Here is a 24,214-nt window from a genome sequence, read left to right on the forward strand (position 1 = left end):
GGCCCGGCGCCTGCGCCGGGCCTCCCGCTTTTCGGGCCCGGCGCGAGACCTTGATCCTCAGACCACCTTGGCGGTCCTGAGCGCGGCAATCTCGTCAGCGCCGAAGCCGAACTCCTTGAGCACCTCGTCGGTCTGCTCGCCGAACTCCGGCGGACGCGCCACCATCCTGCTCGGCGTGCGCGACAGCGTGACGGGCTGGCCGACCAGGCGGATTTGACGACCCTCGTCGTTGGGCACATCCTGTGCGATGCCGAGATGTTTGACCTGCGCGTCCTCGAACATCTGGTCGATGGCGTAGATCGGCCCGCACGGCACGCCGGCCTCGTTGAGCTCGCGGACCCAGATCTCGGTCGATTTCGTCACGGTGCGCCGCTCGATCTCGGCGTTGAGTGCGTCGCGGTTCTTCGAGCGCGCTGGCGCAGTGGCGTAGTCGGGATTGGAGACAAGCTCCGGCGCGCCGATCGCCTGCGCGCAGCGCTCCCAGATCCGTCCACCTGTCGTCGCAATGTTGATGTAGCCGTCCGAGGTCTTGAACACGCCGGTTGGAATGCTGGTCGGATGATTGTTGCCGGCCTGTTTTGCTACTTCCTTTTCCATCAGCCAGCGCGCGGCCTGGAAGTCGAGCATGAAGATCTGGGCCTGGAGCAGCGAGGTCTGCACCCACTGGCCCTTGCCCGAAATGTCGCGCTCGAGCAGCGCCGTGAGGATGCCCATGGCGCAAAACAGGCCGGCGGTGAGGTCGGCAACGGGAATGCCCACCCGCATCGGGCCTTCGCCCGGTGCACCGGTGATCGACATCAGCCCACCCATGCCCTGGGCGATCTGATCGAAGCCGGGCCGCTTGTGATAGGGGCCGTCCTGGCCGAAGCCGGAGATGCTGCCATAGACGATGCGCGGGTTGATGCTGGCGAGGCTGTCATAGTCGATGCCGAGCTTCTTCTTCACGTCGGGCCGAAAATTCTCGACCACGACGTCGGCCTTGGCGGCGAGGCGCTTGAACACGGCAAGCCCGCGCTCGTCCTTCAGGTTCAGCGTCATGGCCCGCTTGTTGCGGTGCAAATTCTGGAAGTCGGAGCCCAGCCGCGGCCCCCCTGGCTGCTCGCCGCCGGCGTCCTCCGTGAGCGCGTCGATCTTGATCACGGTCGCGCCCCAATCCGCGAGCTGGCGCACGCAGGTCGGCCCGGAGCGGACTCGGGTCAGATCGAGCACGGTGAAGCGCGAGAGGGCTTCGGAAGCGTGAGGAAAAGGCATTTCGAGGCTCCGGTGAACGCAGGAGGAATAGTGATTCTGATCGGTCAATTCGAGCGGGACTTCAATGCCTGGGAGAATGGCAGTGGGTTCCGAGGCCTACCGCAGAATTCAGTAGCTTTGTCCGAATGCTACATTATTTTTGACGGTAGTTGTCCGGGTTGAATAGATAGAGGCTTCGGAACAAAAGGCGCTGCTAACGCTCGCATTGCCGGTTCCATGAAACCACAAATTAACGTTGGTGGCCCGATCCTGACGCCTGAGCCTGATGGGGGCTGGCGCCGAGCACCGCGTCCTCCTCATGGCCGCAGGCGAACAGTCGACTGAAGCCCGACTCGAGACACTACAATGAGAACATCGACCGATGAACTGCTCGCCGACGATCCGTTCTATACGGTTGTCGGCAACAGCATTCAGGGCAGCTATTTCCCGGACACTGCGGCAAGCACTCCCGGTTCGACCACGACGACCGGCTCCGTCATGTCGGTCAATTCGGGCGGCATCACGATCAACTTGGTTCTCGATGCGGCGGCACAGGCCGCGCCGACCAGCTTCAAGAACGGTCTGCAACAAGCGGTCTCAATCCTTGCGGCCAACATCACCGACAAGATCACCGTCAATATCAACATCGATTATAGCGGGACGGGCGGCGGGGCCGCGGCCGGCCCAGATTCCGGGTATTACGAGAATTACTCTTGGGTGCACTCCCAGCTGGTCAACAACGCGACCGCGGGCGATACCACTTTCAACAGCCTGCCGACTGGCTCCACAATCCAGGGACAGACGAATGTTGCGGTCTGGAATGCGCAGCTCAAGCTTTGGGGCGTGCTTGGCGCCAACGACACCACCACCGACGACGCCAGTGCGAATTTCGCCACCGACATCAATTCAAATCTAATCGTCGGTGTCGCGCTTCACGAGCTGACGCATGCAATGGGCCGCGTGCCCTACGGCGCGGCGCCGGACATCTTCGATTTCTATCGTTTCATGAGCCCGGGCGTACGCCTGTTTTCCGGTGCACAAACCGCGCCGGCCGCGTACTTCTCGCTGGACGGGGGCAACACCAAGCTCGCCGACTACGGACAGAGCTCCGACCCAAGCGACTTCCTCAACAGCGGCGTGCAGGGGTCCAACGACCCCTTCAACGAATTCTACACTGGCAGCACCTATCAAGGGCTGACGGCGATCGACTTGAAACAGCTTGACGCGCTCGGCTTTCATCTTGCGACGAACTCGCCGACAACGATTGAGTCCTATGGCGCAACCAGTCTGGTGCAGGCCGGCAGCAACTATTTCGTGAATCCCACGGTTGGCGGCAGCGGTCCGTCTCTGAAGTATGGCGACACCAGCATTACGGCCGGGCAGTGGGGCGGCTGGGTGCCGATCGGCGCCGAAGCCGTGGGCGGCGGATACGAGGTCGCCTGGAAGCTCACCGGCGCGGATCAATACACGGTCTGGAACACCGACGCCAACGGCAACGACACTGTCAACTATATCGGCACAGTGTCGGGCAGCAGCACAGCGCTGGAGTCGCTGGAGACTAGCTTCCATCAAGACCTCAACGGCGACGGGGTCATCGGCGTTCTCGGCGTCGCCGGCGTGACGATCGAGTCCTATGGCTCAACGAGCCTGCTGCAGTCGGGCAACTATTATTTCGCCAATCCGGTCGCGGGCGGAATTGGGCCGACCTTAAAATTTGGCGGCGCCAGCATCACGGTGGGGCAATGGGGCGGCTGGGTGCCGATCGGCGTCGAAGCCGCGGGCAGCGGATACGAGGTCGCTTGGAAGCTGGCCGGCGCAAATCAATACACGGTCTGGAATACCGATTCCAACGGGAACGACACCGTCAACAATATCGGCACGGTATCGTCGGGCAGCACCTCGTTGCAGTCGTTAGAGGCCAGCTTTCATCAGGACCTCAATGGCGACGGCATCATCGGTGTTGCCGCATTAGCTACCGCAACGATCGAGTCTTATGGCGCCACCAGCCTGATACAATCGGGAGGCAATTACTTCGTCAATCCGACGGCGGGCGGGTCCGGGCCGACGCTGAAATACGGCGGAGCCGGCATCACGGTCGGGCAGTGGGGCGGCTGGGCGCCGATTGGCGCGGAAGCAACTGGCAGTGGTTATGAGGTCGCTTGGAAGTTTGCGGGAGCCGATCAATACACCGTCTGGAACACGGACACCAGCGGCAACGACACCGTCAACAATACCGGCACGGTGTCTGGGAGCAGCACTGCGCTGGAGTCGCTGGAGACCGGCTTTCATCAGGATCTCAATGGCGATGGAGTCATCGGAATTCCCAGCCATACAAGTCCGCAGGTTGTGACGGTCGCCAAAGACGGCTTTACGTTCGCGCCCAGCGCGAGCACTCCCTCGAGCGCAATCGGCTCCGCTGCCGCGCCCTTGGCTGTTGGCGCCCATACAGCCGTTCATTTGGATACCGGCGGGGTTCCGGTCGCCGGTCAGCCGGTGAGCGATCTCCTCGCCGATTGGATCGCCCACCATCAGGACTCGTTCGCTGGTTTTATTATTCTTCACTGAGGTTTGTTGTGCCCAACTTGCGACTACGCCGGGTCGACCGCGGAGCGAAGTTGTTCCGCCTGCGCTCAAGTACAAACAAACACGTTGGACCTCGCTATTCTCTTCAAGCTAGAATGCGGCTCTAAAGCATGATCCAAGAACCTGATCATCGCATTTTTGTCTAGCAGCGGGAGAAATCGTGCAAAAGCACCCGATTGTCATCTTCGGAACTGGTGAAATCGCCGAGTTGGCCGATTTTTACTTCACTGCTGATTCCGGCTATGAACCGGTCGCGTTCACGGTCGATGCCGCTTTTCTCAAACAACATGAGTTTCGGGGGCGTCCCGTCGTTGCGTTCGAGGAGGTTACCGAGACTTTTCCGCCAGACCGTTTCGGCGCCTTCGTGGCCGTGAGCTACGCTAAGATCAACGCCGTGCGGACCGAAAAGGTCGCCGCCTTCAAGGCCAAGGGTTATGGCCTCGTCAGCTATTTGAGCAGTAGCGCGACCACATTTCCCTTGTTCAATCTCAGGGAGAACTGCTTCATCCTGGAAGACAACACCATCCAGCCTTTCGCGACGGTCGGTGCCAATGTGACCTTGTGGAGCGGCAACCATATCGGCCATCACTCGGTTATCGAGGACGACGTTTTTCTCGCATCCCACGTCGTGGTGTCAGGGGGCGTGCGGGTCGGGCAGGGAAGCTTTGTTGGCGTCAACGTCACGATCCGGGATCATGTGACGATCGGCAAGAAGTGCGTGCTTGGTGCCGGCGCCCTCGTGCTAGAGAACCAGCCGGATTTCTCGGTGGTAGCCCCGCGCGGTTCGGAACGCTCGGCGGTGCCCAGCACGCGCTTACGAAATCTTTGAGGCAGGCGATGTCCTGGAGACGTCTTGGCTTGGTCTACGTTCCGGATGGCACGCTCTCATGGGCGCGGAGCCATGCGGCTCTGGCCACTCCGCTTCATCTCGTCGGGGACACCTTCCGGGTGTTCTTCAGCTCACGGGATGCTGACAAGCGTTCGTACGTTGGTTGGGTGGACGTCGAGATCTGCGAAAGGCCCCGCGTCTTGGACGTTGAGCGCGGGGCTGTGTTAGCGCCGGGCCCTGATGGCACGTTCGACGACAGCGGCATCGGCATCGGCAGCATCGTCGCGACGGATGGCGAGCTTTTGATCTACTATATGGGCTGGAATCTCGGGACGCGCTCGCCATGGCGGAACGCTATTGGACTTGCACGATCCAGTTCCAAAGGCGGCCCTTTCACGCGATTTTCGCCTGGTCCGATCCTGGATCGTTCACCGGAGGACCCTTACACCCTTTCTTATCCGTGCGTGTTGCGGCTCGGTCCTCAAGATTGGCGTATGTGGTATGGTTCGAATCTCGCTGCTGCAGTCGGCAACGCCGACATGCAACATGCGATCAAGCAGGCGCGGTCGACCGACGGAATTCGTTGGACACGCGACGGCCGGACTGTCGTTGGGTTCGCCGACGAGACCGAATATGCACTCGCGCGTCCGAGCGTGATCAAGGTCGGCAGCGCGCTACTGATGTGTTTCGCTTGCCGCGGGCCGCACTATCGCATCGGCGCTGCAGCCTCGCAAGACGATGGGACAAAGTGGACGCGGATCGACTCGACGATGGGACTTGATGCATCCGATAGCGGCTGGGACAGCGAAATGGCCTGCTACCCGGCCTTGTTCTGGCACGCCGAACGACTTTGGATGGCTTATAGTGGCAATGGCTATGGGGCGACTGGGTTTGGCCTTGCCGTGTGGGACGGACCCCTTTCGCTGCCTATCTAGGTAATCTTCCGCGCACTCCGGTAACTGCAAGCAGTGGACGCGGAAGCTACGCAAGAGGTCCGTTAGATCTTGTCAGGCCGATCGGGCTGCGGAGGCCCGAAGCCGCAAGCGCGCCACGACCACGCTTCCGAACCACCGTGCCAATTGCACGGCCGGGTCATTGACGAGGTGTGCGAACAGAACAGCGGCCGTTATTGAACCGACGATGACGAGGCCGTCGACTGTAAGACCCCAAGCAATTGATGGGTTGCTTCGCATCATGGGTTCGCCAACCAAAGAGATCACGGGCCCATGAACAAGATAGAGCGGGAAGGACAGCCATCCAAGCCATTCGGATATTGGATTGCTCATGAGGTTGCGAATGGACGGAAGCCTTATCGACCCTGCGATCAGCAAAGGAGCGGCGATCATTCCCCAGGCCAGCACGCTGTAGGGAAACAGAGCAGGAATGAGAACGCCGCCAGCAACCGCAGCCAAAGCCGCAATAAAGACGGACATCCTGTCGAGCCAGCCCCGCAGCATTGCGTCGGCAAGTGCAATACCGAGAGGAAAGATAGCCAGCATCTGACTCGTTGAGGTTTCTGCCATATAGAACATGCTGGCTGCGAGGCCGGCCAAGACGGCTATTCGAAATCTTATCGGCCTGACGATGATCGCAGCAGCCAACGTAACTATCGAACCCAGCATTTCCGGCTGCATGGTCCAAAGGGGCCCCGCGTAAGTCTCAAGGGGGCTGTAGCGGAAGAACACGTCGAAAAGGCCGAAGGTCAGAAGATGTCTCAGCGTCGGCTCAAACTGGAACAGGAAGCGAAAGTTCGGCAGCCGGTCCGACCTGTCGACCCAGCCTGATAGCAAGACGAGGTGCACCAAGAGACAGATGGCAAAGACCGGGATTGCAAGTCTGATATAACGGGCGGCCGCAATGCGAGCAATGCTACCGATCTCACCAGAGGCCAGATAGCCGACTGAAAGCGAGATCGCTGAAATCACGAAGAAACAGAACACGGCCATGCCGCCGTTGAACGGCAACACATAGCGGAGGTGCGTGGCCCATGGTACTGGCGACAACCCATCAACAAAGACGTGGAAGAGAACCACGAATACGGAGGCCCATCCGCGCATGCCGTCGAGAAACTTTAGTCGCACTAGCCCTCCCGTTTGCGGGCTTTTCCTAACATCTTTATCGAAGGAACGTCCATGGTGGATGGCGGTCGCAATCGCAAAATTCCGAATGCCGGCCTAGAGTCAAGCTGGTCTGAGAAGCTCATGCTTGGCGCCCGCCTGTTCTTCGGGGTGTCAGCCCGAGCAGTGCAGGAAGCTCCCGCAAGGCGGCCGGGCTCAAAGACTTGATGCGGACTGGTGCGGACTTGACCACCGTCATCGACGCCGACTGCTCAGACTGGCTACTCGATTAATCCGATTCAAGGATGCCGCACTAGGATCGTGAACTCGTACAGTCCGTAATCTTGTAGCAGTGCGACGGATCTGCCGTAGCGCGACAGGCAATAGCCGAGCATTAACGAAGGGTCCGCATAGTACAGATTTGGTCTTCGCCGGTCCTCATCGCTCGACAGGCTCAGGATGTTGAAGCCAAATCCCTTGCGGCCTGCGTCGGCAAGGACATCCATGGTCTGGTGGATATAGTCCAACCAGAGCTCGGCCGGGATGGTCCCCTTCACGTTGAAGACCCCGCTGGCGATCGCGAAGTCGGCCGCGATAGCCGGCATGGCGCCGACGTGCCAGCGCCGGTCCTCACCTTCACCATGCAGGCTCCGCGCCGCCTCGATCATGTCGGGCGCGATATCGTAGCCAATGAATGGGCCGCGATGGCCCGAGCGTCTCAAGAAGTCCAGGAAGTCGCCAAAGCCGCAGCCGAGATCGATGATCGACCCGTCCGGGTCGTTTTCGATCAATCGCAAAAACTGCCGGTGTCGGAGCTGGTGCGATTCTGGCCCGTTCCAGTCGACGCCCCGCGCCGTCGCACCGTGGGCCTCGAGCTTGGTAGCATAGTAGGCAGCAACGTCGCTCAGTATCTGGGCTTGGCGCAAGCTATCGGTGTTCATGGGGCAAGCCTTGCTTCCGTCCTTGGGTCGTCCCATCGCCGGAACGATAGACGGCGCGAACGACAGTATAGGGTCTGCGCTTGGTCTCCGCGAGGATACTTGAAATGTAAATCCCAAGAATGCCGAGAATCAGAGTGATGAGCCCACCCAGAAACCATAGCGAGATGATCTGAGAGGTAAAGCCGCTCACTCCGATCCCATGGGTCAGGTAACGGAATAGAAAGTAGATGACGATGCCGATCGATGTCGTAAAGATCGCCAGCCCCGTGTAAAAAACTAGGTACAGCAATCGCATTGAGGACGTCGTCAAATGCTTCACGGCAAGATCGACGCGTTTCCAGATCGAATAAGTTGATGGCGAGGCAGCGAGCTTTCCGACAACGATGGGTATCTGGCGAAATCCGGTGACCTCCCAGAGATCCGAGATGACGAACTCTCGATCGCGATGCTGGATCAGTGCCTTGACGTAATTGGCTGTCATCAGTCGCGAAGTCACGAGATTGCGCGGCAATGGGCGATCGCCAAGGGCATCGACCAATGCAAAAAATACGGCGCCGCTTATCCGCTCGAGCAGCCCGCCCTTTCGCTTTTGCTGCACACCATACACGACGTCACAATCGCCCTGGCAAAATCGCTCGTAGAAGCGGGCGAGATCTTCCGGTTGTTCCTCCAAGTCGCTATCGATCAAGAAAACGAGTTCGCCGGAAGCGTATGCCAACCCGGTCATGATCGCTTTATGATGTCCAAAATTGCGGGACAGATCGACCACGATCACGTCGGGATTCGAGCTGCGCACCTTCAAGGCAAGATCGAGGCTTTCATCGGGGGAACCGTCGTTCACCATGATCAACTCGACCTCGTCGGCGATCTTGCGCGCGGCCTCGGTCGCACGCTGGTGGAATTCCTCGATGTAGGGTGCGGAGCAGTAGAGCGTGGTAACAATCGAGAGTTTCATCAGGCAGCCTTTGTCTTCGGCGGATCGCTGGCCGCGTGCGTGGAGCGACCAGCCGGGGACTTAGCGCACCGGACACGTTGTGGCTGCAGGGGAAGAATGTTGCTATGCAAAAAGGAGCGTGTCTTTCCGCAGCCTTGAAGCCGCCTTCCAATGCACATCAGATTTTCATCGATCCACAATTGTTCTAAACCCACCAAGGACATACGACAGGCGGCTACCATGCGCAATTGACCGAATGAATCAACCTCGGCGGGACACGTAATAAACATGCACGGCTATTGAACCATTGTCGCAAAGGGAGGGACATAATATGAGAAAGGCCCCGTCCATCGGTCAGTCTTGCATCCCGTCTTCATTTATTTCCCGAAATTTGGTTGTTTGCGTATCTGTTTGATTCGATGGGCATTCAAGCGATACGGCATTCGTTTCAGCTGGAAAGAACTTTCAGCCAACAAGGAGGGTTCGTTATGCGGCGTTTAGCGTTTCTGGCATTGATCATTGGTCTATTCCTGCCGTTCCTCGCATCAGCTCCGGCCTATGCTCAGGCATCACGAACCTGGGTATCGGGAGTGGGCGATGATGCTAATCCCTGTAGCCGGACGGCTCCCTGCAAGACGTTCGCTGGCGCGATCTCAAAGACCGCGGCGTTCGGCGAGATCAACTGTCTGGATCCAGCGGGCTATGGTGCGGTGACGATTACCAAATCCATTACCCTAAATTGCAGCTCTACGATTGGATCTGTCCTGGTAGCGGGTACGAATGGTATCGTCATTAGCGCGGCGACGACCGACAAGGTGGTTCTCCGCAACATCCAGCTTCAGGGGCTCGCGGGTTCGGCTTCGCCAGGTCTCAACGGTGTGCGCATCCTGAGTGCGGCGTCGGTATCTATCGAAGATTGCGTCATCACCCAATTCTCGCAATCCGGAATCAGTGATGCGCGAACGGCTGGCAACACACAACTCTATATCCGCAACAGCATCATCAGCAACAATACTGGAACTGGGATAGCTCTCGTCGCGACGGGTCCAAACAGGGCCGTTGTGAACGGAGGTCATGTTGTCGGCAACCTGTTCGGCATCGCGGCCGCCAATGGTAACAGCGCTATGGTCACACGTTCGGCATTTTCCGGCAACACTACTGGTGTAGAAGCCGACTCGGGTGGCGCCGTCAGCATCGACAGCAGTTCGATTTCAGGGAATGGCACCGGCGTTCAGTCGACCAGCAACATCCGTTTGTCGAACTCCGACGTCACATTCAACACCACGGGCTTCAATGGAGCGGCCATCACCTACGGCAACAACCGGACTCTAGGCAACACATCGCTTGGAACCACGCCCACGGCTGCCGGCGGTGCTGTCAGCAATCTGGGTGAACAATAAATCCTGCTTGCTTGCGGACAGCTCTCATAGCGCGAAGAGGACAAATCCCGGGGCCTTGCCCCGGGATCTTCGTGATCAAACGACCCTGACGTCAGGGCCCACTTTTTTGGCGGACGAAACGCGGCGCTTCGGGACCGGCGTTAAAGAGTATGTCGAGCACGCTGACGGCATGCTCAAACTGGCCATGGAGCTGCGGATACTCTTGATATCGTTCGTAGCTCATCCATTCAGTGGCGATACCGGCGGTCGCGAGCAGCGACTCGTCGAGATAAGCGCGTGCAGATGGGCCGCTAAGATAGCGGTCTGCGCCCGCAGCAGCCGCAATTGCGAGAAGTCGTGCGGTCTTGGTCCCCTCTGCGGGATAGTCTATATCCCTTACTATACGGGTTCGCATCCCAAGCAGCGCGGCGATTTCTCTTGTGAACAATTCGTTGATGTCAGTGAGAAGCATCTTCTTGTCGGCGCGCTCGTACCAGCCTTGCACGAGGGGTGCCAGGGTCTCGAAGAAAGGTGCGCGACGGTAGGCCAGTTCCAGCGCGCGCCAGTGCTTCTCGGCCCAAGGCTTCTCAATCTCGACCTCGTCAATAGCCTGGTCAAAGCGCCCCTTCGTGACGACGGGTATCGTCAGCCACTCCAGCCCGTTAGCGGTTTTGATCCGGTTTCGATTGTGCCAGTGCCGCTTGACGAATTGCATGCGATCGAAGATGACGTATTCGTCGCACTGTCCGATGAGGTCAAAAAATCCCTTCCATGGGATGTAGCAGGATTGGATGATCGAAACTAGCACTTGCCATTCCTGTCAAGAATTCCCCGGGCGTCGAGGAGCAGGCCTATCTAACTCTTTCCAGCCGTGTGTAAAAGGGCATTAGCGTTCCGGACCTTTGCTTGATAGCGGCGGGAGGTGAACATGTTATTTGGCCGCACCTGCGCAGCTGGCGTTCACCACGGACCATAATTCCCCTTTTGTCTTGATCTGCGTCCGAAGCGGCGTCCCAAGATGTTCGTTGCAATACCTGTTCAACAGCGATTGCTGCTCGGGGGCAGCAATCAGAGGAATGCCCGCCTCGGTTCGCAATCGCACGAGAAAGCCCCGGTGCGCCGCCTCGTCTTTAGTGGGGACAGAGAATGGTGCGAGCGTCAACACTCCCAGGGCGTATATTCGGGTCGAGCGGACATCGTCCACGCGCGTGAACACGGGAAACACTACTTCATATGGCAGCGCGTCGCCCCAAACGAACGTAGATTCCGGGGAGCTGAGTTTTTGAAAGCGGGCGAGAGCGATGGCTCGGTCGTTTGCAGCGGCCTCTCCGATGAGATGCCACGCGTTCAAGACGGCACCGGCAAGCAGGGCTGCGGTCAGGGCGAGGTCCCTCCATCGCGGCAACTGCGGTTGCATGGAGACGGCGGCAATGATCAGCAGTCCGAGCAGGGGGAAGCAGACGCGAGGTGGCGGAGGTCGTCCGACCGACGCAAATGCAAAGATGGCGGCCAAGAAGAGGGCCCAGACGGCGAACAGGCGGAGCCGCAGCAGGATCATCAGCAGCACGATACCGACATATGTAAGCGTCAGGAGTAAAGGGCTCTGCGGTACCGCAATAAGGACAGCGAGACTGGAGGCGAGGTTTCTCTCAACGATCGTCCGCGCCGGAATTTCGCGGACCAGCGAGAGCAACAGCTCCGGATTGGAGAGCTGGGGGTCGACGAAGAACCAATCGCTGATGAGCCGAACGTCGTTCCTGGATAAGCCATGACGCTGCATGAGATCCGGACGTTCCAGGATGAATGTGGCGACGCCAAAATCCGTCAGCGGGGCGCGCGCCAGGTTCTGCTGCCGGAAGGCCTGCCATTCGGGCGACGAATAGGCACGCACGTCAGCGATGGTTGCGCCAGCCATGCAAATCAAGAGCACGGCCGTTGCGAGGTGAGCCAACTGTGAGTTAGCCAACTTTCGCCACGGAAACAGGGGGAGAGCTACAGCAAAGACCAGAGCCAATTCAAGGTCTCGGATGAGATATGCGAAGAATGCCAGGCAACACGCTGCGACGAGATCGTAAACCGATCGGCGGCGACAAAAAGCCTGCAGGCCGAGCGCGGCTGCAATACCTAGCAATCCAGCTGTCTCGGTGAACTGCGGAATAAGGATGGGGCGCGTGAAGACGATGGTCAGGACCAAGGTGGCGACCATCGGCCTGACACCCAGGCGCAGTAAGAAATAGACGGTCGCGGCACCAGCTAAGGCCAGTGATAGCAATGTCGCGATGGAGTAGCCGAGTATGCCGTCGACCGAGGGAAGGCTGCGGACGATAATGCCCCACAGTACGTTGGAAAAGAACAGGCGAGCCGAGCCGTGATCGGCAATGCCATACCCGTGAGCGACCATCGACATCGCGACATCGTCGTTGGTTTCCCATTTTGGATCGAAAGTTGCACATAGCAGGATCGTCCAGCCGACAGCGATTGTCGCGGCCATCAGGAGGTCGCGGCTCGGCGAGCGGTCGCGCATTCCCGGGGTGGTCGGTAGCAGGACTGAAAAACTCATCTTCATTGGTCGGAGGAACTGTCGGCCTGCCGGTTATACCCACCGCGGCCGATCGGCAAGCCAATCTTCCACGCCTATCATCAGCGGGCATAATGGAACGAGAAAGTAATGGCAATCGCCGCACCATGTTGGATTGTTGCACCGAGCTTTAAGCATTGGCGAGCGAGACCTCAGGCAAGGCAGGCGTATGGATTTCATCGCCGCTCGATAATAGTGTGTCTCCAGCATAATCGACGGGACGATGGACGATGAGCACGAACGGCCGCAATCAAGGCCTTAGCAAGAAGTTGTGGCTCCGACGCCGGCTCGTGGCAGCTAGCCTCGTGACTCTCGTGGCCGCAAGCGGCACTCTTGCCCGGGCCCAATCGCTCGGCCAAGGCATGTCCGCCTACCAGCGCCAGGATTTTGTGACGGCGTCCCGCATCTTCATTCCGCTTGCGGAGCGCGGCAACGCCTCTGCGCAGACCTATCTCGGTTTCCTGTTCGAGACCGGTCGCGGCGTGCCGCAGAACTACACGGAAGCTGCGATGTGGTACCGCCGAGCGGCAGAGCAGGGCGACAGCCGCGCGCAATATTCGCTCGGCCTGCTTTATGATCGCGGTCAGGGCGTGCCGCGGGACATTGTCGAAGCCTCCAAATGGCTGAACCTGTCGACCGCGGCCTCGCCGCCGCGGGTGCGCGAGTCCCGGGCCCGGATCCGCGACGCCGTCACCACCAAGATGACGCGCGGACAGATCGCCCAGGCCCGTCTGCGGGCGCTGGAATGGGCGCCAAGCCGCGAGCGCTGATGGCGTCAGGCCGGGGCCCCGGCAAACAAACGAAAACAACCCCATGCACGGTGGAAGTCGGCGGCCGCGATTTGCGCGGTCGTAGCGATTCAGCCTCCGTGCCCCGGGCGTTAACCGGGCCAGCCGCCCAGCCAGTTCAGATACCAGGTCTCGGCCAGCCAGCCGATCCAGATCGATGGCGCGAGGAACAGCCCGAACGGCAGGAACGCTGTCCCGCGCAGCGGCTTTCCTTGCCATGCAGCATTGGCGACATAGGCACCGATCGCGAGCAGCGCGGCAAACTCGATCACCGCCGCCACCGCCGCAAGATCCAGCCAGGCGCCGCAGACGGCCGCGAGCTTGACGTCGCCGAGCCCGAGCCCGTCGCGGCCGCGCCAGCGCCGATAGGCCAGCATCAGGAGCAGCAGCGGGAGCGCCACGGCGAGGGCGCGCGCGACCGGCCAGAGCAGAGCCCGGGCGCCGACATCGGGCACCACGGTGGCAGCGCGGAGCAGCGCGAGTGCGAAGGCGGCACCTGTCAGCTCGTTGGGGATCAAATAGTGGCGGGCATCATGCGCAGCGATGGCGAGCATCAAGGCGGCGAGGAACGCGCCGTAGATGCCTTCCGCGGCGGGCGCCGTCACGAGGCTTGCGAACACCCCGACGATCAGCGCGCAGCTGAGGACCAGCGGGGCGCCGATCCCGTCCTGCGCATCGTCCTCGGTCACGCCGTCAGCGCGCCGCCCTGGGCGCGCTCACGGTGACCACGGGATTGCTGGTGCCGACCAGGCGGCCGTTCATCTTGCTGCGCATCTCCTCGGCGATGACATGTGCATCGACGCCATCCTTGATCACGGTCGGGCGGATGAACAGGATCAGCTCGGTACGGGCTCGGGCGTTGGTCTGATGCGAGAAGGCATCGCCTACGCCGGGAATGGAATCCAGGACGGGAATGCCTTGGCGCTGCTTGTTCTCGGTCTCGCTGATCAGGCCGGCGAGCAGCACCGTCTGCCCGCTGGCCACCGCAATCGAACTCTTGACACGACGCTGCGAGATCGTCGGCGTCAGCGAATTGGCGCTGCCGGCGGCCACGCTGGAGATTTCCTGCTCGATGTCGAGCACGACATTGCCGTTGGCGTTGGCGCGCGGCAGCACGCGCAGGATGATGCCGGTGTTCTTGTAGTCGATGGTATTGACGACAGTGTTGTTGGCGGTCAGCACGGTCGCGGTGCCCGTGGAGAACGGCACCTGGTCGCCGACCTGCAACGTCGCCGCCTGGTTGTCCAGCACCACCAATGACGGGTTCGACAGCACCTTGACGTCGGTGATGCCGTGCAACGCGTCGAGAATGACCCGCGGCGAGTTCTCGGAGCCGATCAGGAAGTTGAAGCCCGGCAGGACACGTCCGAGCAGCGCGCCGCCCGCGGCGTTGACGGCGTTTGACGCCGCTTGGACCGCACCGCTGCCGACGCTTGCGGCATTGCTGACACCGGAGATGGTGTTGGAGATCGAGCCCTTCTGGCTCGCCAGGAAGAACTGCACGCCGTAGTTCAACTGGTCGTTCAGCGTCACCTCGGCAATCGTCGCCTCGATCGCGATCTGGCGCTGCGGCCGGTCGATCTGGCGGATGGTCTGCTCGACGATGCGCTGCGCATCCTGATTGGCATAGACGAGAACGGCATTGTTGGTGACATCGGCGGTGATCCGGACATTCTGCAGGATGCTGGTGATGCCAGACTTCGAACCGCTTCCGCCCGGTGCACCGAGGCCGTTGTCCTGACCCTGCGCCGGTGTTGCCGACGCAGCCGGAGCGGGGCGGGTCCCGAGCGCGGATCCCGCAGGTCCGGTCACGGGCGTTGCCGCGCCGGCCGCGGCGGTCGGCATCGCGCTGAGTGCGGCGACCGGATTGCCGGACGAGGACGTCGAAAGGCCCGCGCCGGGCGCGACCTGGCTCGAGGCGCTGTCGAGCGAGGTGTTGCTCGTCGAGCTCTGGTTGAACAGCATATCGTTCAACATCGACACGACCAACTTCGAGTTGCCGTAGCGCAGCGGATAGGACTTCAGGTTCACACCGTCGGTGTCGGAACGGTCGAGCCGCGCGATCCAGGTCTGGGCGCGCTTCAGATATTCCGGCTTCTGGCTGACGACGAGGATCGCATTGAGCCGTGCGATCGCCTGCATCTTGATGACGTTCTGGCCCATCCCGCCTTCGCCGGAATCCATGATCTTCTCGATCTCGGAGATCACGGGCTCGGGCGCGGAATTCTGCACGGGGAAGACGCCGACGGATTGTCCGCGCATCCAGTCGGCGTCGAACGACAGAATAGTGTCAACCGCCGTCGCGCGATCGGTCCCGCTGCCCGATACGATCAGGGTGTTGCGCGAATTGTCGGCACGCATGGTCGAAGCCTTCACGCCGAAGGCGTCGAGCAGCTTGAAGATGTTTTGCGCCGAGGTGTAGCGCAGCGGCACGACAGTGATGCCCTGGCCGGCCTCGGTGCTCGCGGAGCGGTCGATGCCGCCGGGGCCGGCCTCCGGCGCCGGCAGCAGACGATAGCCGGTGCGGTCGCGCACCAGCGCGACGCCGGACATGCGCAGCGCGTTCTCCAGCACATAGACCGCGTCCGCCTTGGGGACCGGCCGCACCGAGGCGAGCGTCACGGTCCCCTGCACGCGGGGATCGATGGTGTAGCCGACGTTGAGAACGTCACCAAGGATGACCTTTGCGACGGTCGCCACGGGTGCGTTCTCGAAATTGAGGTCGTAGCCGCTGCCGCCGCCATCGTCGCGCTCGACCAGCGCGCCGCCTTGCGGCGTTGCACCATCGCTCAGATAAATCGCGGGCTTCGACGATTTCGGCTGGGAGATGCCGCTGCTTCCGGTATCCGCAAGTTGGCGCGGCTGGAGATCGATGCCCCGGATCTTGTCGACGAGGTCCTGGGCGCGCGGATCCTTTGGATCGGCTTCGATCGACTGATCGGCGGTGACGATGCATCCCGTGAGCAGGACGGCCGTCGACAACAGCAAAATCATTCCAGTCAACGCTGCGCGGCGGCGCAAAAGCGGTTGGACCACTTCAAACAAGGTACGCCTGCCAACTCTGGAAGTGACTGGAAACAGCATCCGATCCCCCTTGGTTCGGACGCGCAATAATTTGCGCCACGATTATGTTTTTGCTAAGAAATAAGTCAAGGGCAAAGGACCTCCCGTGCCCGTTGAAGCTGTTGCATTCAAGTAACAAGGTCAACGCTGTGAATGCGATGCGAGACCGTTCCGCCGACAGCTTCCGGCAGCATCTTCTTGAAAAATACTCAATGCCGCCGCGCGCCCATGTCCGTGTGGAAAAAACCGCCAATCCCGCGCTCGTACGTCCGTTGCGCGAGTTTTGGGAGGCCACCGATCTGTCGGCGGCCGAGTTCGCCGATGAGGTGTCGGATTATTTCGCCCTGCCGCGGCTGAGTCTTCCGCAACTACTGACGACGACGCCTCGCCTCGAAGGCTTTTCGCGTCGATTTCTCCGGGAATCGACCATTTTTCCATTCGGCGCGCCGGACGGCGGATTTCGTCTGGCGGTCGCCGATCCCTCCGATACGGCTGCCATTCGGGCTGCGGAAATCGTGTTCGGAACGGCGGTCGATGTCGTCGTGGCGTCATATGAGGACATTACCACGGTCCTCGATCAGCGAGCCGATGCCGACGATGCGAATGCAGACCAGGGCACCGGCCGCGCGGTGCAATCAGACGACGACATCGAGAGCCTGCGCGATCTCGCCAGCGGCGCGCCGGTGGTTCGCGCCCTCAACGATCTGCTGGAGCGCGCGGTCGACCTGCGCGCCAGCGACATTCACGTCGAGCCGTTCCGCGCCGGGCTGGTAGTGCGCATGCGCGTCGACGGTCTCCTGCGCGCGCTGTCGTCACCGCATGGCATCCCGCCACAGGCGCTGATCTCGCGCATCAAGATTCTCGCCAGCCTCAACATCGCGGAACGGCGCCTGCCGCAGGACGGCGCAGCGCGCGTGCGCGTCGGACGCAGCGAGCTCGACGTCCGCGTCGCCACCATGCCGACGCAGCATGGTGAGAGCGCGGTCATCCGCCTGTTGCCGCGCGACCGCGGGCTCCTCGAGATGAGCAAGCTCGGGCTCGGCGCGCGCGACGAGAATGTGATGACCCGGCTGCTCGCCATGCCGCACGGCATGATCGTGATCACCGGACCGACCGGCAGCGGCAAGACCACGACGCTTGCCACCATGCTGTCGATCCTCAACGAGCCGACGCGGAAGATCCTCACCATCGAGGACCCCGTCGAGTACGAGATTCCCGGCATCAATCAGTCCCAGGTCAAGCCGTCGATCGGCCTGACCTTCGCCTCGGCGATGCGCGCCTTCGTGCGCCAGGACCCCGACGTCATCATGGTCGGCGAGGTCCGCGACGCCGAGACGGCGCATATCGCGATCCATGCCGCGCTCACCGGCCATCTCGTGCTGACGACGCTTCATACCGAGACCGCGGCGGCGGCCGTGCCGCGCCTGATCGATCTCGGCATCGAAGGGTTTCTGCTCAAATCGACGCTGCGCGCAGTCGTGGCGCAGCGGCTGGTGCGCATGCTGTGCGACCGTTGCAAGGTGCCGCACACGTTGACCGAGGCCGATCTCGCCAGGGATCCGCGCTTTGCCGTGATCGGCTTCAAGTGCGGCGAGGTGGTGCACGAGGCCGGCGGCTGCGAACGCTGCGGTGGCACCGGCTATCGCGGTCGTAACGGCGTATTCGAGCTTCTCGAAATGTCCGACGAGGTGCGTGCACTGATCGGGCCGCAGACCGACTCGCACTCCGTCGACGCCGCCGCGATGCGGGGCGGCATGACGACGATGCTGGAGGATGCGGTGGCCAAATGCAGGGCCGGACTGACGACGGTGCCCGAAGTCTTCCGCGTCACGACGGTGCGCTAGACCTGGGAGCGCTAGACATAATGCCGAACTATCGCTACCGCGCTCTCAATGCCGACGGCGAACTGGTCTCCGGAGCCATAGCCGCGCCGGCGCCGGGCGACGTGGCGTCGCGGATCGAGCGGCTCGGCCTGGTGCTGGTCGACAACGTCACCCCGGAGGAGGGCGGTGCGGCCGGCAGCGTGCTCAGGCTGTTCAACAGGCCGAAGCCGGAAGACGTCACCATTCTCACGCGCGACCTCGCGCTGCTGCTGCGCGCCGGCGCCCGCATCAATGACGCACTGGAGCTGCTTGCGGCCGATCCGGATTTCGGTCGGCTGCTGCCCGTTGTCGCCGACATCCGCGCGCGCGTCGTCTCAGGCGAGAGCTTTGCCGAAGCGTTGGCACGGCATGAGGGACTGTTTCCGCCGATGTATATTGCGCTGGTGCGGGTCGGCGAGGCGTCGGGGTCGCTGGACCAGGTGCTGGAGGTGTTGTCGGGCGAACGGGCGCGCGCCGAGGCGCTGAGGCGGCGCCTCACCGATGCGATCCGCTATCCGCTCTTCGTGCTCGGCGCGGCCGGCTGCGTGCTGCTGTTCTTCCTGACGTTCGTGTTGCCGCAGTTTGCCGGCGTCCTGCAGGATTTCGGCGCCAAGGTCGATCCTGTGGTCGGCGTGTTCCTGAACATATCGACTTTTCTGCGCAGCAATTCGGAGCTGGTGCTGGCCGGCCTTGCTGCGACGATCGCAACGCTGTGGCTCGTGCTGCGGCAGGAGCGTGTCCGTCGCGGTTTGACCAACGCTCTCGTGCGGCTGCCGGCCATCCGCAACGTGATGGGCGCGTATCGTACGGCGCTGTTCTGCCGCAATCTCGGCTTGTTGCTGGGGAGCGGCGTCAATCCCACCACCACGCTGCGCATCCTTATTGACATGATGGCGACAACGGGGGCATCCACGGTCTGGAGCGATGCCGCCGACCGTGTCCGCCACGGCTCAAAACTCTCCGATGCGCTGGCGGAAACGGACGCGTTGCCGCCCATGGCTGTCCGCATGCTGAGATTGGGCGACGAGACCGGGCAGTTGCCGATGCTGTCAGGCCGGGTCGCCGAGTTTTACGAGTCGAAGCTGCAACGCACGCTCGATCGCGCGGTCGGCATTGCCGGGCCTGCGGCGATCATTGCGATCTCGCTCGTCGTCGGCGGTCTGATCACATCGGTGATGACCGCGCTGATGTCGGTGAGCCAGCTTGTCGGTTAGATCGAGGGAATGGGAGGGCTTGAAGTGACCAGACATCCACCGTCGAGGCGTCGTCAGCGGCGCGGGGCCGGCGGCGAGGCCGGCTTCACCCTGGTCGAGATGCTCGTCGTCATCACCATCATCGGCATGATCATGGCGCTGGTCGGCCCGCGGGTGTTGAACTATCTCAGCGAGTCCAAGGCCAAGGCGGCGAAGATCCAAATCGAAAGCTTCTCCAGTGCGCTCGATCTCTACTACCTCGATCTCGGCCGCTATCCGACCTCGAATGAAGGCCTCGCCGGCCTGACGCGAAGCAACAACCAGGCCGGCTGGAACGGGCCGTACCTGCGCGGTGGCGTCGTGCCCAACGATCCCTGGGGCCACGGCTATGTCTATCGGTCACCGGGCGCGAGCGCTCCCTACGAGATCATCTCGCTCGGATCAGACGGGCAGGAAGGCGGCAGTGGAACAGCAGCCGACATCGTCAGCGGCGGACGCTGAACCTGATCGTGAGGTGCAAGCCTTCGATCGGCAAGAAGGCTTCGATCAGCAAGGTTTCGCGCTGATCGAGATCCTCTGCGTGCTCGCGATCATCGGCCTGCTCGCAGCAATCATCCTGCCGGCGATCCCGCGCTCGACGACCCGAGCCAAGCTCGAGAGCTACGCGGTCGAGACCGCGGCGTTACTGAAATCCGATCGCAACGCTGCGCTGCGCCGCCAGGTCAGGGTCGCAACCCAGGTGGATGCGGAGGGGCGCGCGATCCGCTCCGGCGTCACCGGGCAGACCATCCGCCTGCCGCGCGACGTCGTCGTGCAGGCGACGCTTGCCGCGCGCTGCGCCGATCACGCGACGGGACGGTCGATCGACTTCTTTCCGTCGGGCATGTCGTGCGGCGGGACGATCGCGCTGGCGCGGCCGGGCATGGGCTACGAGGTGCGGGTCAACTGGCTGACCGGAGGCGTCGAGATTGTCCCGCAGAAGCTGCTCTAACGGCGCCGCCGGCTTCACCTTGATCGAGACGCTGGTTGCGCTCGCGATCATCGCCATCGTGCTTGGGACCATCGGCTCGGTAGTCTCAGTCACGGTCAGGGGCACGCGCTCGATCGACCAGCGTCTGGCGCTATCGGGAACGGCGGAGACCTTGCTTGCAGACTTGCCCGCGCGCGGACTGCTGAAGCCCGGCCGGCAGAACGGCCAGCTGGCCGGCAGCCGCTGGCGGGTCGATATCGCGCCGATGAACGTCGCCGGCGGCAATCCCGCCACCGACCGCTTCGTGCCGCTTGCGGTCAATCTGCGCCTCCAGGGCAGAGACGGCGGCGCGATCCAGGTGACGACGGTGAAGCTGGTGCCAAGGTCTACGCAATGACCGACGCAATGACCAGCGCAATGATCCACGCCATGAAGCGCATGACGCGACGGTCGCGCCGCGCGCTCGGATCCGAAGCGGGTTTCACGCTGCTCGAAGTCCTGCTGGCGACGCTGCTGATGACCGTGATCCTGGCCGCGCTCGCGACCGTCACGGCGCAGTGGATGCCGAACTGGAATCGCGGCATCGCGCGGGTGCAGCGCGCAGAGCGTCTCGCCACCGGGCTCGACCGCATCGTTGCCGATCTCTCGGTCGCCGAGCAGATGACCATTAACGGCGACGCCAAGGTGCCGCTGTTCGATGGCGCCGAATTGTCGGTGACCTTCCTGCGCACCGCGCTCGGCCCGAGCGCGCGCCCGGGCCTGGAATTCATTCGCTTCATCGAGAAGGCCGACGCGCAGGGGCTGGCGCTGGTCCGCGAGCGCGCGCCGTTCCAGCCGATGCCGAGCGACGGCCAGATCCGCTTCATCGACCAGGTGGTGCTGATCCGCGCGCCATTCCGTGTGAACTTCTCCTATGCCGGTCCCGATCGGACCTGGCAGCCGACCTGGCGCGGCCAGTCGCAACTGCCTGAACGCATCCGCATCACGGTGCGCGATGGCGCCTCCGGCCAGGTGCTGGCCGTGTCGGCGGCGACGGTGCTGCACATCAATGCGCCCGCCGAATGCGCGCGCGCCAAGAACCCGACGACCTGCGTGACGGGCCCCAGGCCGCAGCAGGCGCAGAAACAGGAGCCGCAGCTGTGAGCGGCAGGGCTCAGAATCGGGCTGCAATTGGCGACGACCGTGGCTTCATCGTCATCGTGGTGCTCTGGATGCTGGCGGCGCTCGCCACGCTCGCGCTGATCTACCTGACCTATGTCACCAACACGGCGGTGACGGTTGCCGTGAACACCGACCGGTTGCAGGCCGATGCACTAATGAACGCGGGCCTCGAGCTCACGGCCTATCGGCTCACCGCGCAGAGCGAGGCGGCGCGCCCGACCAGCGGCACCTTCAACGCCCGCGTCGGGGCAGGCCGGATAGCCGTGACATTCCGCTCGGAGGCTGCGCGCATCGATCTCAACGCCGCGCCGAAGGCGATGCTCATTGGCCTGATGACGACCGGGCTCGGCGTATCGGCGGCCGACGCGCCCGACTATGCCGACCGGATTCTGGCGTGGCGGTCCTCGACGGAGCCCGGCCAGGACAATCCGGAGGACTCCTACTATCGCACGCTCGGCGCGTCCTATCTGCCCCGCCATGCACCCTTTCAGAACGCTGACGAGCTGTGGCTGGTGCGTGGCATTCCCCCCAACGTGATCGAGCGCATGCTGCCCTTCGTCACGGTGTTCAGCAACATGCGCACCGTGAACGTGCTGGATGCCGCGCCGCAGGTGGTGGCGGCACTGCCCGGCATGACGCCGGAGACTTTGCAACGGCTGCTGCGCGACCGCGCCGATCCCGGCGTCGACCCGCAATCCCTGGTCGGGCTCGCCGGCAGCGCCAGCGCGACGATCGAGGGCGCGAAGACCTACCGTGTGACGGTCGCGGCCGAAGCGCCGTCGCACCGGCAGAGCTCGGCCGAGATCGTCATCCTGCTTCTCGAAAGCGGCGATGAGCCCTATCGTGTATTGTCGTGGCACAACGCCTTTGACGGCTCCGCCGGAAAGCCTCTGTGAGATGAGCTCGCTCAGTTCCATCAGCACCGTTTTCGATACCTGGACCGGCACGGTGGCGGGTGCCGCGGTCTCTGGACTGGAGCGGATGGTGTCGCCGCGCCTGGTAAGGCTGGTCGAGGGCGACAGCGGCGCGTTCGCCCTGGAGGCCTCCAAGCCGGACAATGCGCCCAGGGAGGTCGCGTTCGAGGACGGCAAGTTCACCGGCGCCAATCTCGCGCCGATCGTCCGCGGCAGCCGCATCGAGATCGTGCTGCGGCCGGCTCGCTTCCTGTTCCGCCCGCTGGAGCTGCCGGCGCGCGCGGCCGATTTCCTCGACGGTATCGTGCGGGCGCAGATCGACCGGCTGACGCCGTGGAGCGCTGCGGAGGCGGTATTCGGCTGCAGCGCGCCGGTGACGCAAGGCAGCGAGGGCATTACCACGATGATTGCGGCCGCACCGCGTCGGCTGGCGATGGGCTATGTCGAAGCGCTGTCCGGCTTCCATCCATCCGCGATCGCGGTTCTGACGGAGGCTGACGGCGGGCGGATCAGGGTGTTCGAGCAGAAATCGCGCGGTGCGATCGATCCCGTGCGGCTCAGCCGGACGCTGCAAGTGGTGCTGGCCGTCGCCGCGGTCACGGCTGTGCTCGGCTCGATCGTCGCGGGTTACATGGCGGATAGTCTGAGTGCTCAGGAGAGTGAGCTCGAGCAGCAGATCACCCAGCGCCGTGCCGCGATCCGTGGCGCCGACGGCGGCGAGCGCTCGCCGCTGGCACTGCTGGAGCGGCGCAAATACGAGACGCCGGCAAGCGTGATCGTGCTGGAATCGCTGAGCCGGTTGCTGCCTGACCACACCTACGTCACCGAGATGCATCTGGCCGGCAACAAGCTCCAGATCGCCGGCATCACGCGCGATGCACCCTCGCTGATCCCGCTGATCGAGCAGTCCCAGCATTTCACCCGCGCGACCTTCTACGCCCCGACGACGCGCAGCCCCTCCGATCCCGGCGAGCGCTTCCACATCGAAGCGCAGGTCGAGCCGAGGAACGCGCCATGACCGGCGCCATGAAAAGCGGCATGAGCGGCAGCGGGATCGCAAGCGGAAACGTGCTGGCGCGGTGGCTGAGTTCGCCGCCGATCGCGGTCACGCTCTATCTCGCGGTGACGGGGGGTCTGCTGTTGATGGCGGGTCTGTCGATCGCCGACGTGATCGCCCATCGCCAGGCCCTGGCGCAGACGTCCGACCTGCTCGATCAGCTGCGCGGTCGCAAGGGCGCCGCCAAGAATGCCGCGGCCGCTCTGGCGGAGCATCCCGGCACGCCATTCCTGGAAGGGCCGACGGTGACGGTGGCGGGCGCCAATCTGTTGCAGCGGGTTGCGGCCGCTGTCGGCAATCAGGGCGGCTCGGTGCAGTCGTCGCAGGTCGACGTGTCGGGTGCGCAGACCAAGGACGGCTTCGTCGGTCTCGTCATCAGCTGTGAGCTCGAGCAACCCGCACTTCAGAAGGTGCTCTACGATCTCGAGGCCGGGATGCCGTTCCTGTTCGTCGATCAGCTCGACGTCCAGGTGCCGCAGACCACGGCACTGAACGATGCCCCGAGCGGCCGCGTCAGGGTGATCCTGGGCGTCTCCGGCCAGTGGCAGGCGGCGAAGTAGGCCGAATCCGCTCATCATTCTGCGTTTGATGAACGCTGACTCGCGCAGCTCGCTCCGTTCACCTCCCCCCGACGGGGAAAAGTGCCCCCGCAGGCGCACACGTCGAATTCAAGCG

At 62.6% G+C, this 24,214-nt stretch carries 22 protein-coding genes; 14 read left to right on the forward strand and 8 right to left on the reverse strand.

Annotated elements, in window-relative coordinates; genetic code table 11:
• Nucleotides 1-57: 57 nt before the first annotated feature.
• Nucleotides 58-1,251: a CaiB/BaiF CoA transferase family protein gene (locus XH91_RS11425; RefSeq protein ID WP_128950688.1), complete on the reverse strand. Its 1,194-nt coding sequence runs from the start codon at nt 1,249-1,251 to the stop codon at nt 58-60.
• 345 nt (nt 1,252-1,596) lie between these two features.
• Here XH91_RS11425 and XH91_RS11430 point away from each other — a divergent pair, with 345 nt between their 5' ends.
• The 3 genes from XH91_RS11430 to XH91_RS11440 all read left to right on the forward strand — a co-directional run bounded on the left by XH91_RS11430 (nt 1,597) and on the right by XH91_RS11440 (nt 5,577).
• Nucleotides 1,597-3,795 carry an NF038122 family metalloprotease gene (locus tag XH91_RS11430; RefSeq protein WP_128950689.1) on the forward strand — a complete coding sequence of 733 codons (2,199 nt, stop codon included), beginning with the start codon at nt 1,597-1,599 and terminating at the stop codon, nt 3,793-3,795.
• Nucleotides 3,796-3,973: 178 nt separating this feature from the next.
• Nucleotides 3,974-4,642 carry an acetyltransferase gene (locus XH91_RS11435; RefSeq protein ID WP_128950690.1) on the forward strand — a complete coding sequence of 223 codons (669 nt, stop codon included), beginning with the start codon at nt 3,974-3,976 and terminating at the stop codon, nt 4,640-4,642.
• A gap of 29 nt (nt 4,643-4,671) precedes the next feature.
• Complete coding sequence (locus tag XH91_RS11440; RefSeq protein WP_128950691.1) at nt 4,672-5,577, forward strand: glycoside hydrolase family 32 protein; 906 nt, start codon at nt 4,672-4,674, stop codon at nt 5,575-5,577.
• A 72-nt stretch (nt 5,578-5,649) separates the two neighbouring features.
• Here the strand turns inward: XH91_RS11440 and XH91_RS11445 are convergent, their stop codons facing one another.
• The 3 genes from XH91_RS11445 to XH91_RS11455 all read right to left on the reverse strand — a co-directional run bounded on the left by XH91_RS11445 (nt 5,650) and on the right by XH91_RS11455 (nt 8,595).
• A complete protein-coding gene (locus XH91_RS11445) occupies nt 5,650-6,723 on the reverse strand; it encodes an acyltransferase family protein (RefSeq protein WP_128950692.1) in 1,074 nt (357 codons plus the stop codon).
• A 275-nt stretch (nt 6,724-6,998) separates the two neighbouring features.
• The gene (locus XH91_RS11450; RefSeq protein WP_128950693.1) at nt 6,999-7,640 is read right to left on the reverse strand and encodes a methyltransferase domain-containing protein; all 642 of its coding nucleotides are present in this window, start codon (nt 7,638-7,640) and stop codon (nt 6,999-7,001) included.
• Entirely contained in the window at nt 7,627-8,595 is a 969-nt protein-coding gene (locus tag XH91_RS11455) for a glycosyltransferase family 2 protein (RefSeq protein WP_128950694.1), read from the reverse strand. Before XH91_RS11455 ends, XH91_RS11450 begins: the two co-directional genes overlap by 14 nt.
• Before the next feature lie 374 nt (nt 8,596-8,969).
• Between XH91_RS11455 and XH91_RS11460 the strand changes: the two genes are divergently transcribed.
• On the forward strand, nt 8,970-9,974 hold the full coding sequence (locus XH91_RS11460; RefSeq protein ID WP_245477304.1) for a right-handed parallel beta-helix repeat-containing protein: 1,005 nt from the start codon (nt 8,970-8,972) through the stop codon (nt 9,972-9,974).
• 91 nt (nt 9,975-10,065) lie between these two features.
• On the opposite strand, the gene XH91_RS11465 is transcribed toward XH91_RS11460, so the two are convergent.
• Nucleotides 10,066-10,761: a WbqC family protein gene (locus tag XH91_RS11465; RefSeq protein WP_128950695.1), complete on the reverse strand. Its 696-nt coding sequence runs from the start codon at nt 10,759-10,761 to the stop codon at nt 10,066-10,068.
• 123 nt (nt 10,762-10,884) lie between these two features.
• On the reverse strand, nt 10,885-12,444 hold the full coding sequence (locus XH91_RS11470; protein ID WP_128950696.1) for a hypothetical protein: 1,560 nt from the start codon (nt 12,442-12,444) through the stop codon (nt 10,885-10,887).
• A 449-nt stretch (nt 12,445-12,893) separates the two neighbouring features.
• Here XH91_RS11470 and XH91_RS11475 point away from each other — a divergent pair, with 449 nt between their 5' ends.
• Nucleotides 12,894-13,301 (forward strand): tetratricopeptide repeat protein, encoded by a 408-nt coding sequence (locus XH91_RS11475; RefSeq protein WP_128950697.1) that lies wholly within the window; start codon nt 12,894-12,896, stop codon nt 13,299-13,301.
• A 110-nt stretch (nt 13,302-13,411) separates the two neighbouring features.
• Here XH91_RS11475 and XH91_RS11480 read toward each other — a convergent pair whose 3' ends face one another.
• A complete protein-coding gene (locus XH91_RS11480; RefSeq protein WP_128950698.1) occupies nt 13,412-14,008 on the reverse strand; it encodes a prepilin peptidase in 597 nt (198 codons plus the stop codon).
• Nucleotides 14,009-14,012: 4 nt separating this feature from the next.
• Entirely contained in the window at nt 14,013-16,403 is a 2,391-nt protein-coding gene (gspD, locus tag XH91_RS11485; protein WP_128950699.1) for a type II secretion system secretin GspD, read from the reverse strand.
• Between the two features lie 137 nt (nt 16,404-16,540).
• Here gspD and XH91_RS11490 point away from each other — a divergent pair, with 137 nt between their 5' ends.
• The 9 genes from XH91_RS11490 to gspM are packed head-to-tail and all read left to right on the forward strand — an operon-like array spanning nt 16,541 to nt 24,099.
• Nucleotides 16,541-18,226 carry a GspE/PulE family protein gene (locus XH91_RS11490; RefSeq protein ID WP_430648547.1) on the forward strand — a complete coding sequence of 562 codons (1,686 nt, stop codon included), beginning with the start codon at nt 16,541-16,543 and terminating at the stop codon, nt 18,224-18,226.
• Nucleotides 18,227-18,246: 20 nt separating this feature from the next.
• Entirely contained in the window at nt 18,247-19,458 is a 1,212-nt protein-coding gene (locus XH91_RS11495; protein ID WP_128950701.1) for a type II secretion system F family protein, read from the forward strand.
• 24 nt (nt 19,459-19,482) lie between these two features.
• The gene (gspG, locus tag XH91_RS11500) at nt 19,483-19,938 is read left to right on the forward strand and encodes a type II secretion system major pseudopilin GspG (protein ID WP_128950702.1); all 456 of its coding nucleotides are present in this window, start codon (nt 19,483-19,485) and stop codon (nt 19,936-19,938) included.
• Nucleotides 19,901-20,428: a prepilin-type N-terminal cleavage/methylation domain-containing protein gene (locus XH91_RS11505; RefSeq protein WP_430644525.1), complete on the forward strand. Its 528-nt coding sequence runs from the start codon at nt 19,901-19,903 to the stop codon at nt 20,426-20,428. The genes gspG and XH91_RS11505 overlap by 38 nt, the downstream gene beginning before the upstream one ends.
• Nucleotides 20,406-20,804: a type IV pilus modification PilV family protein gene (locus tag XH91_RS11510; protein ID WP_128950703.1), complete on the forward strand. Its 399-nt coding sequence runs from the start codon at nt 20,406-20,408 to the stop codon at nt 20,802-20,804. Before XH91_RS11505 ends, XH91_RS11510 begins: the two co-directional genes overlap by 23 nt.
• The gene (locus XH91_RS11515) at nt 20,801-21,550 is read left to right on the forward strand and encodes a general secretion pathway protein GspJ (RefSeq protein ID WP_245477306.1); all 750 of its coding nucleotides are present in this window, start codon (nt 20,801-20,803) and stop codon (nt 21,548-21,550) included. The genes XH91_RS11510 and XH91_RS11515 overlap by 4 nt, the downstream gene beginning before the upstream one ends.
• A complete protein-coding gene (locus XH91_RS11520) occupies nt 21,547-22,464 on the forward strand; it encodes a type II secretion system minor pseudopilin (protein ID WP_128950704.1) in 918 nt (305 codons plus the stop codon). The genes XH91_RS11515 and XH91_RS11520 overlap by 4 nt, the downstream gene beginning before the upstream one ends.
• A gap of 1 nt (nt 22,465) precedes the next feature.
• Complete coding sequence (locus XH91_RS11525) at nt 22,466-23,500, forward strand: PilN domain-containing protein (RefSeq protein WP_164938264.1); 1,035 nt, start codon at nt 22,466-22,468, stop codon at nt 23,498-23,500.
• On the forward strand, nt 23,497-24,099 hold the full coding sequence (gene gspM / locus XH91_RS11530; RefSeq protein WP_245477307.1) for a type II secretion system protein GspM: 603 nt from the start codon (nt 23,497-23,499) through the stop codon (nt 24,097-24,099). The genes XH91_RS11525 and gspM overlap by 4 nt, the downstream gene beginning before the upstream one ends.
• Nucleotides 24,100-24,214 lie beyond the last annotated feature (115 nt).

The organism is Bradyrhizobium guangzhouense (genome assembly GCF_004114955.1).
In the GTDB taxonomy this organism is placed as follows: domain Bacteria; phylum Pseudomonadota; class Alphaproteobacteria; order Rhizobiales; family Xanthobacteraceae; genus Bradyrhizobium; species Bradyrhizobium guangzhouense.

Excerpts from the sequence above, each read along its gene's own strand:
- XH91_RS11425 (WP_128950688.1), bottom strand. The coding sequence starts at position 1,251 with ATGCCTTTTCCTCACGCTTCCGAAGCCCTCTCGCGCTTCACCGTGCTC.
- XH91_RS11430 (WP_128950689.1), top strand. The coding sequence starts at position 1,597 with ATGAGAACATCGACCGATGAACTGCTCGCCGACGATCCGTTCTATACG.
- XH91_RS11450 (WP_128950693.1), bottom strand. The coding sequence starts at position 7,640 with ATGAACACCGATAGCTTGCGCCAAGCCCAGATACTGAGCGACGTTGCT.
- XH91_RS11455 (WP_128950694.1), bottom strand. The coding sequence starts at position 8,595 with ATGAAACTCTCGATTGTTACCACGCTCTACTGCTCCGCACCCTACATC.
- XH91_RS11470 (WP_128950696.1), bottom strand. The coding sequence starts at position 12,444 with ATGGCCGCGACAATCGCTGTCGGCTGGACGATCCTGCTATGTGCAACT.
- XH91_RS11475 (WP_128950697.1), top strand. The coding sequence starts at position 12,894 with ATGTCCGCCTACCAGCGCCAGGATTTTGTGACGGCGTCCCGCATCTTC.
- gspD (WP_128950699.1), bottom strand. The coding sequence starts at position 16,403 with ATGCTGTTTCCAGTCACTTCCAGAGTTGGCAGGCGTACCTTGTTTGAA.
- XH91_RS11490 (WP_430648547.1), top strand. The coding sequence starts at position 16,541 with ATGCGAGACCGTTCCGCCGACAGCTTCCGGCAGCATCTTCTTGAAAAA.
- XH91_RS11495 (WP_128950701.1), top strand. The coding sequence starts at position 18,247 with ATGCCGAACTATCGCTACCGCGCTCTCAATGCCGACGGCGAACTGGTC.
- XH91_RS11515 (WP_245477306.1), top strand. The coding sequence starts at position 20,801 with ATGACCGACGCAATGACCAGCGCAATGATCCACGCCATGAAGCGCATG.
- XH91_RS11525 (WP_164938264.1), top strand. The coding sequence starts at position 22,466 with ATGAGCTCGCTCAGTTCCATCAGCACCGTTTTCGATACCTGGACCGGC.
- gspM (WP_245477307.1), top strand. The coding sequence starts at position 23,497 with ATGACCGGCGCCATGAAAAGCGGCATGAGCGGCAGCGGGATCGCAAGC.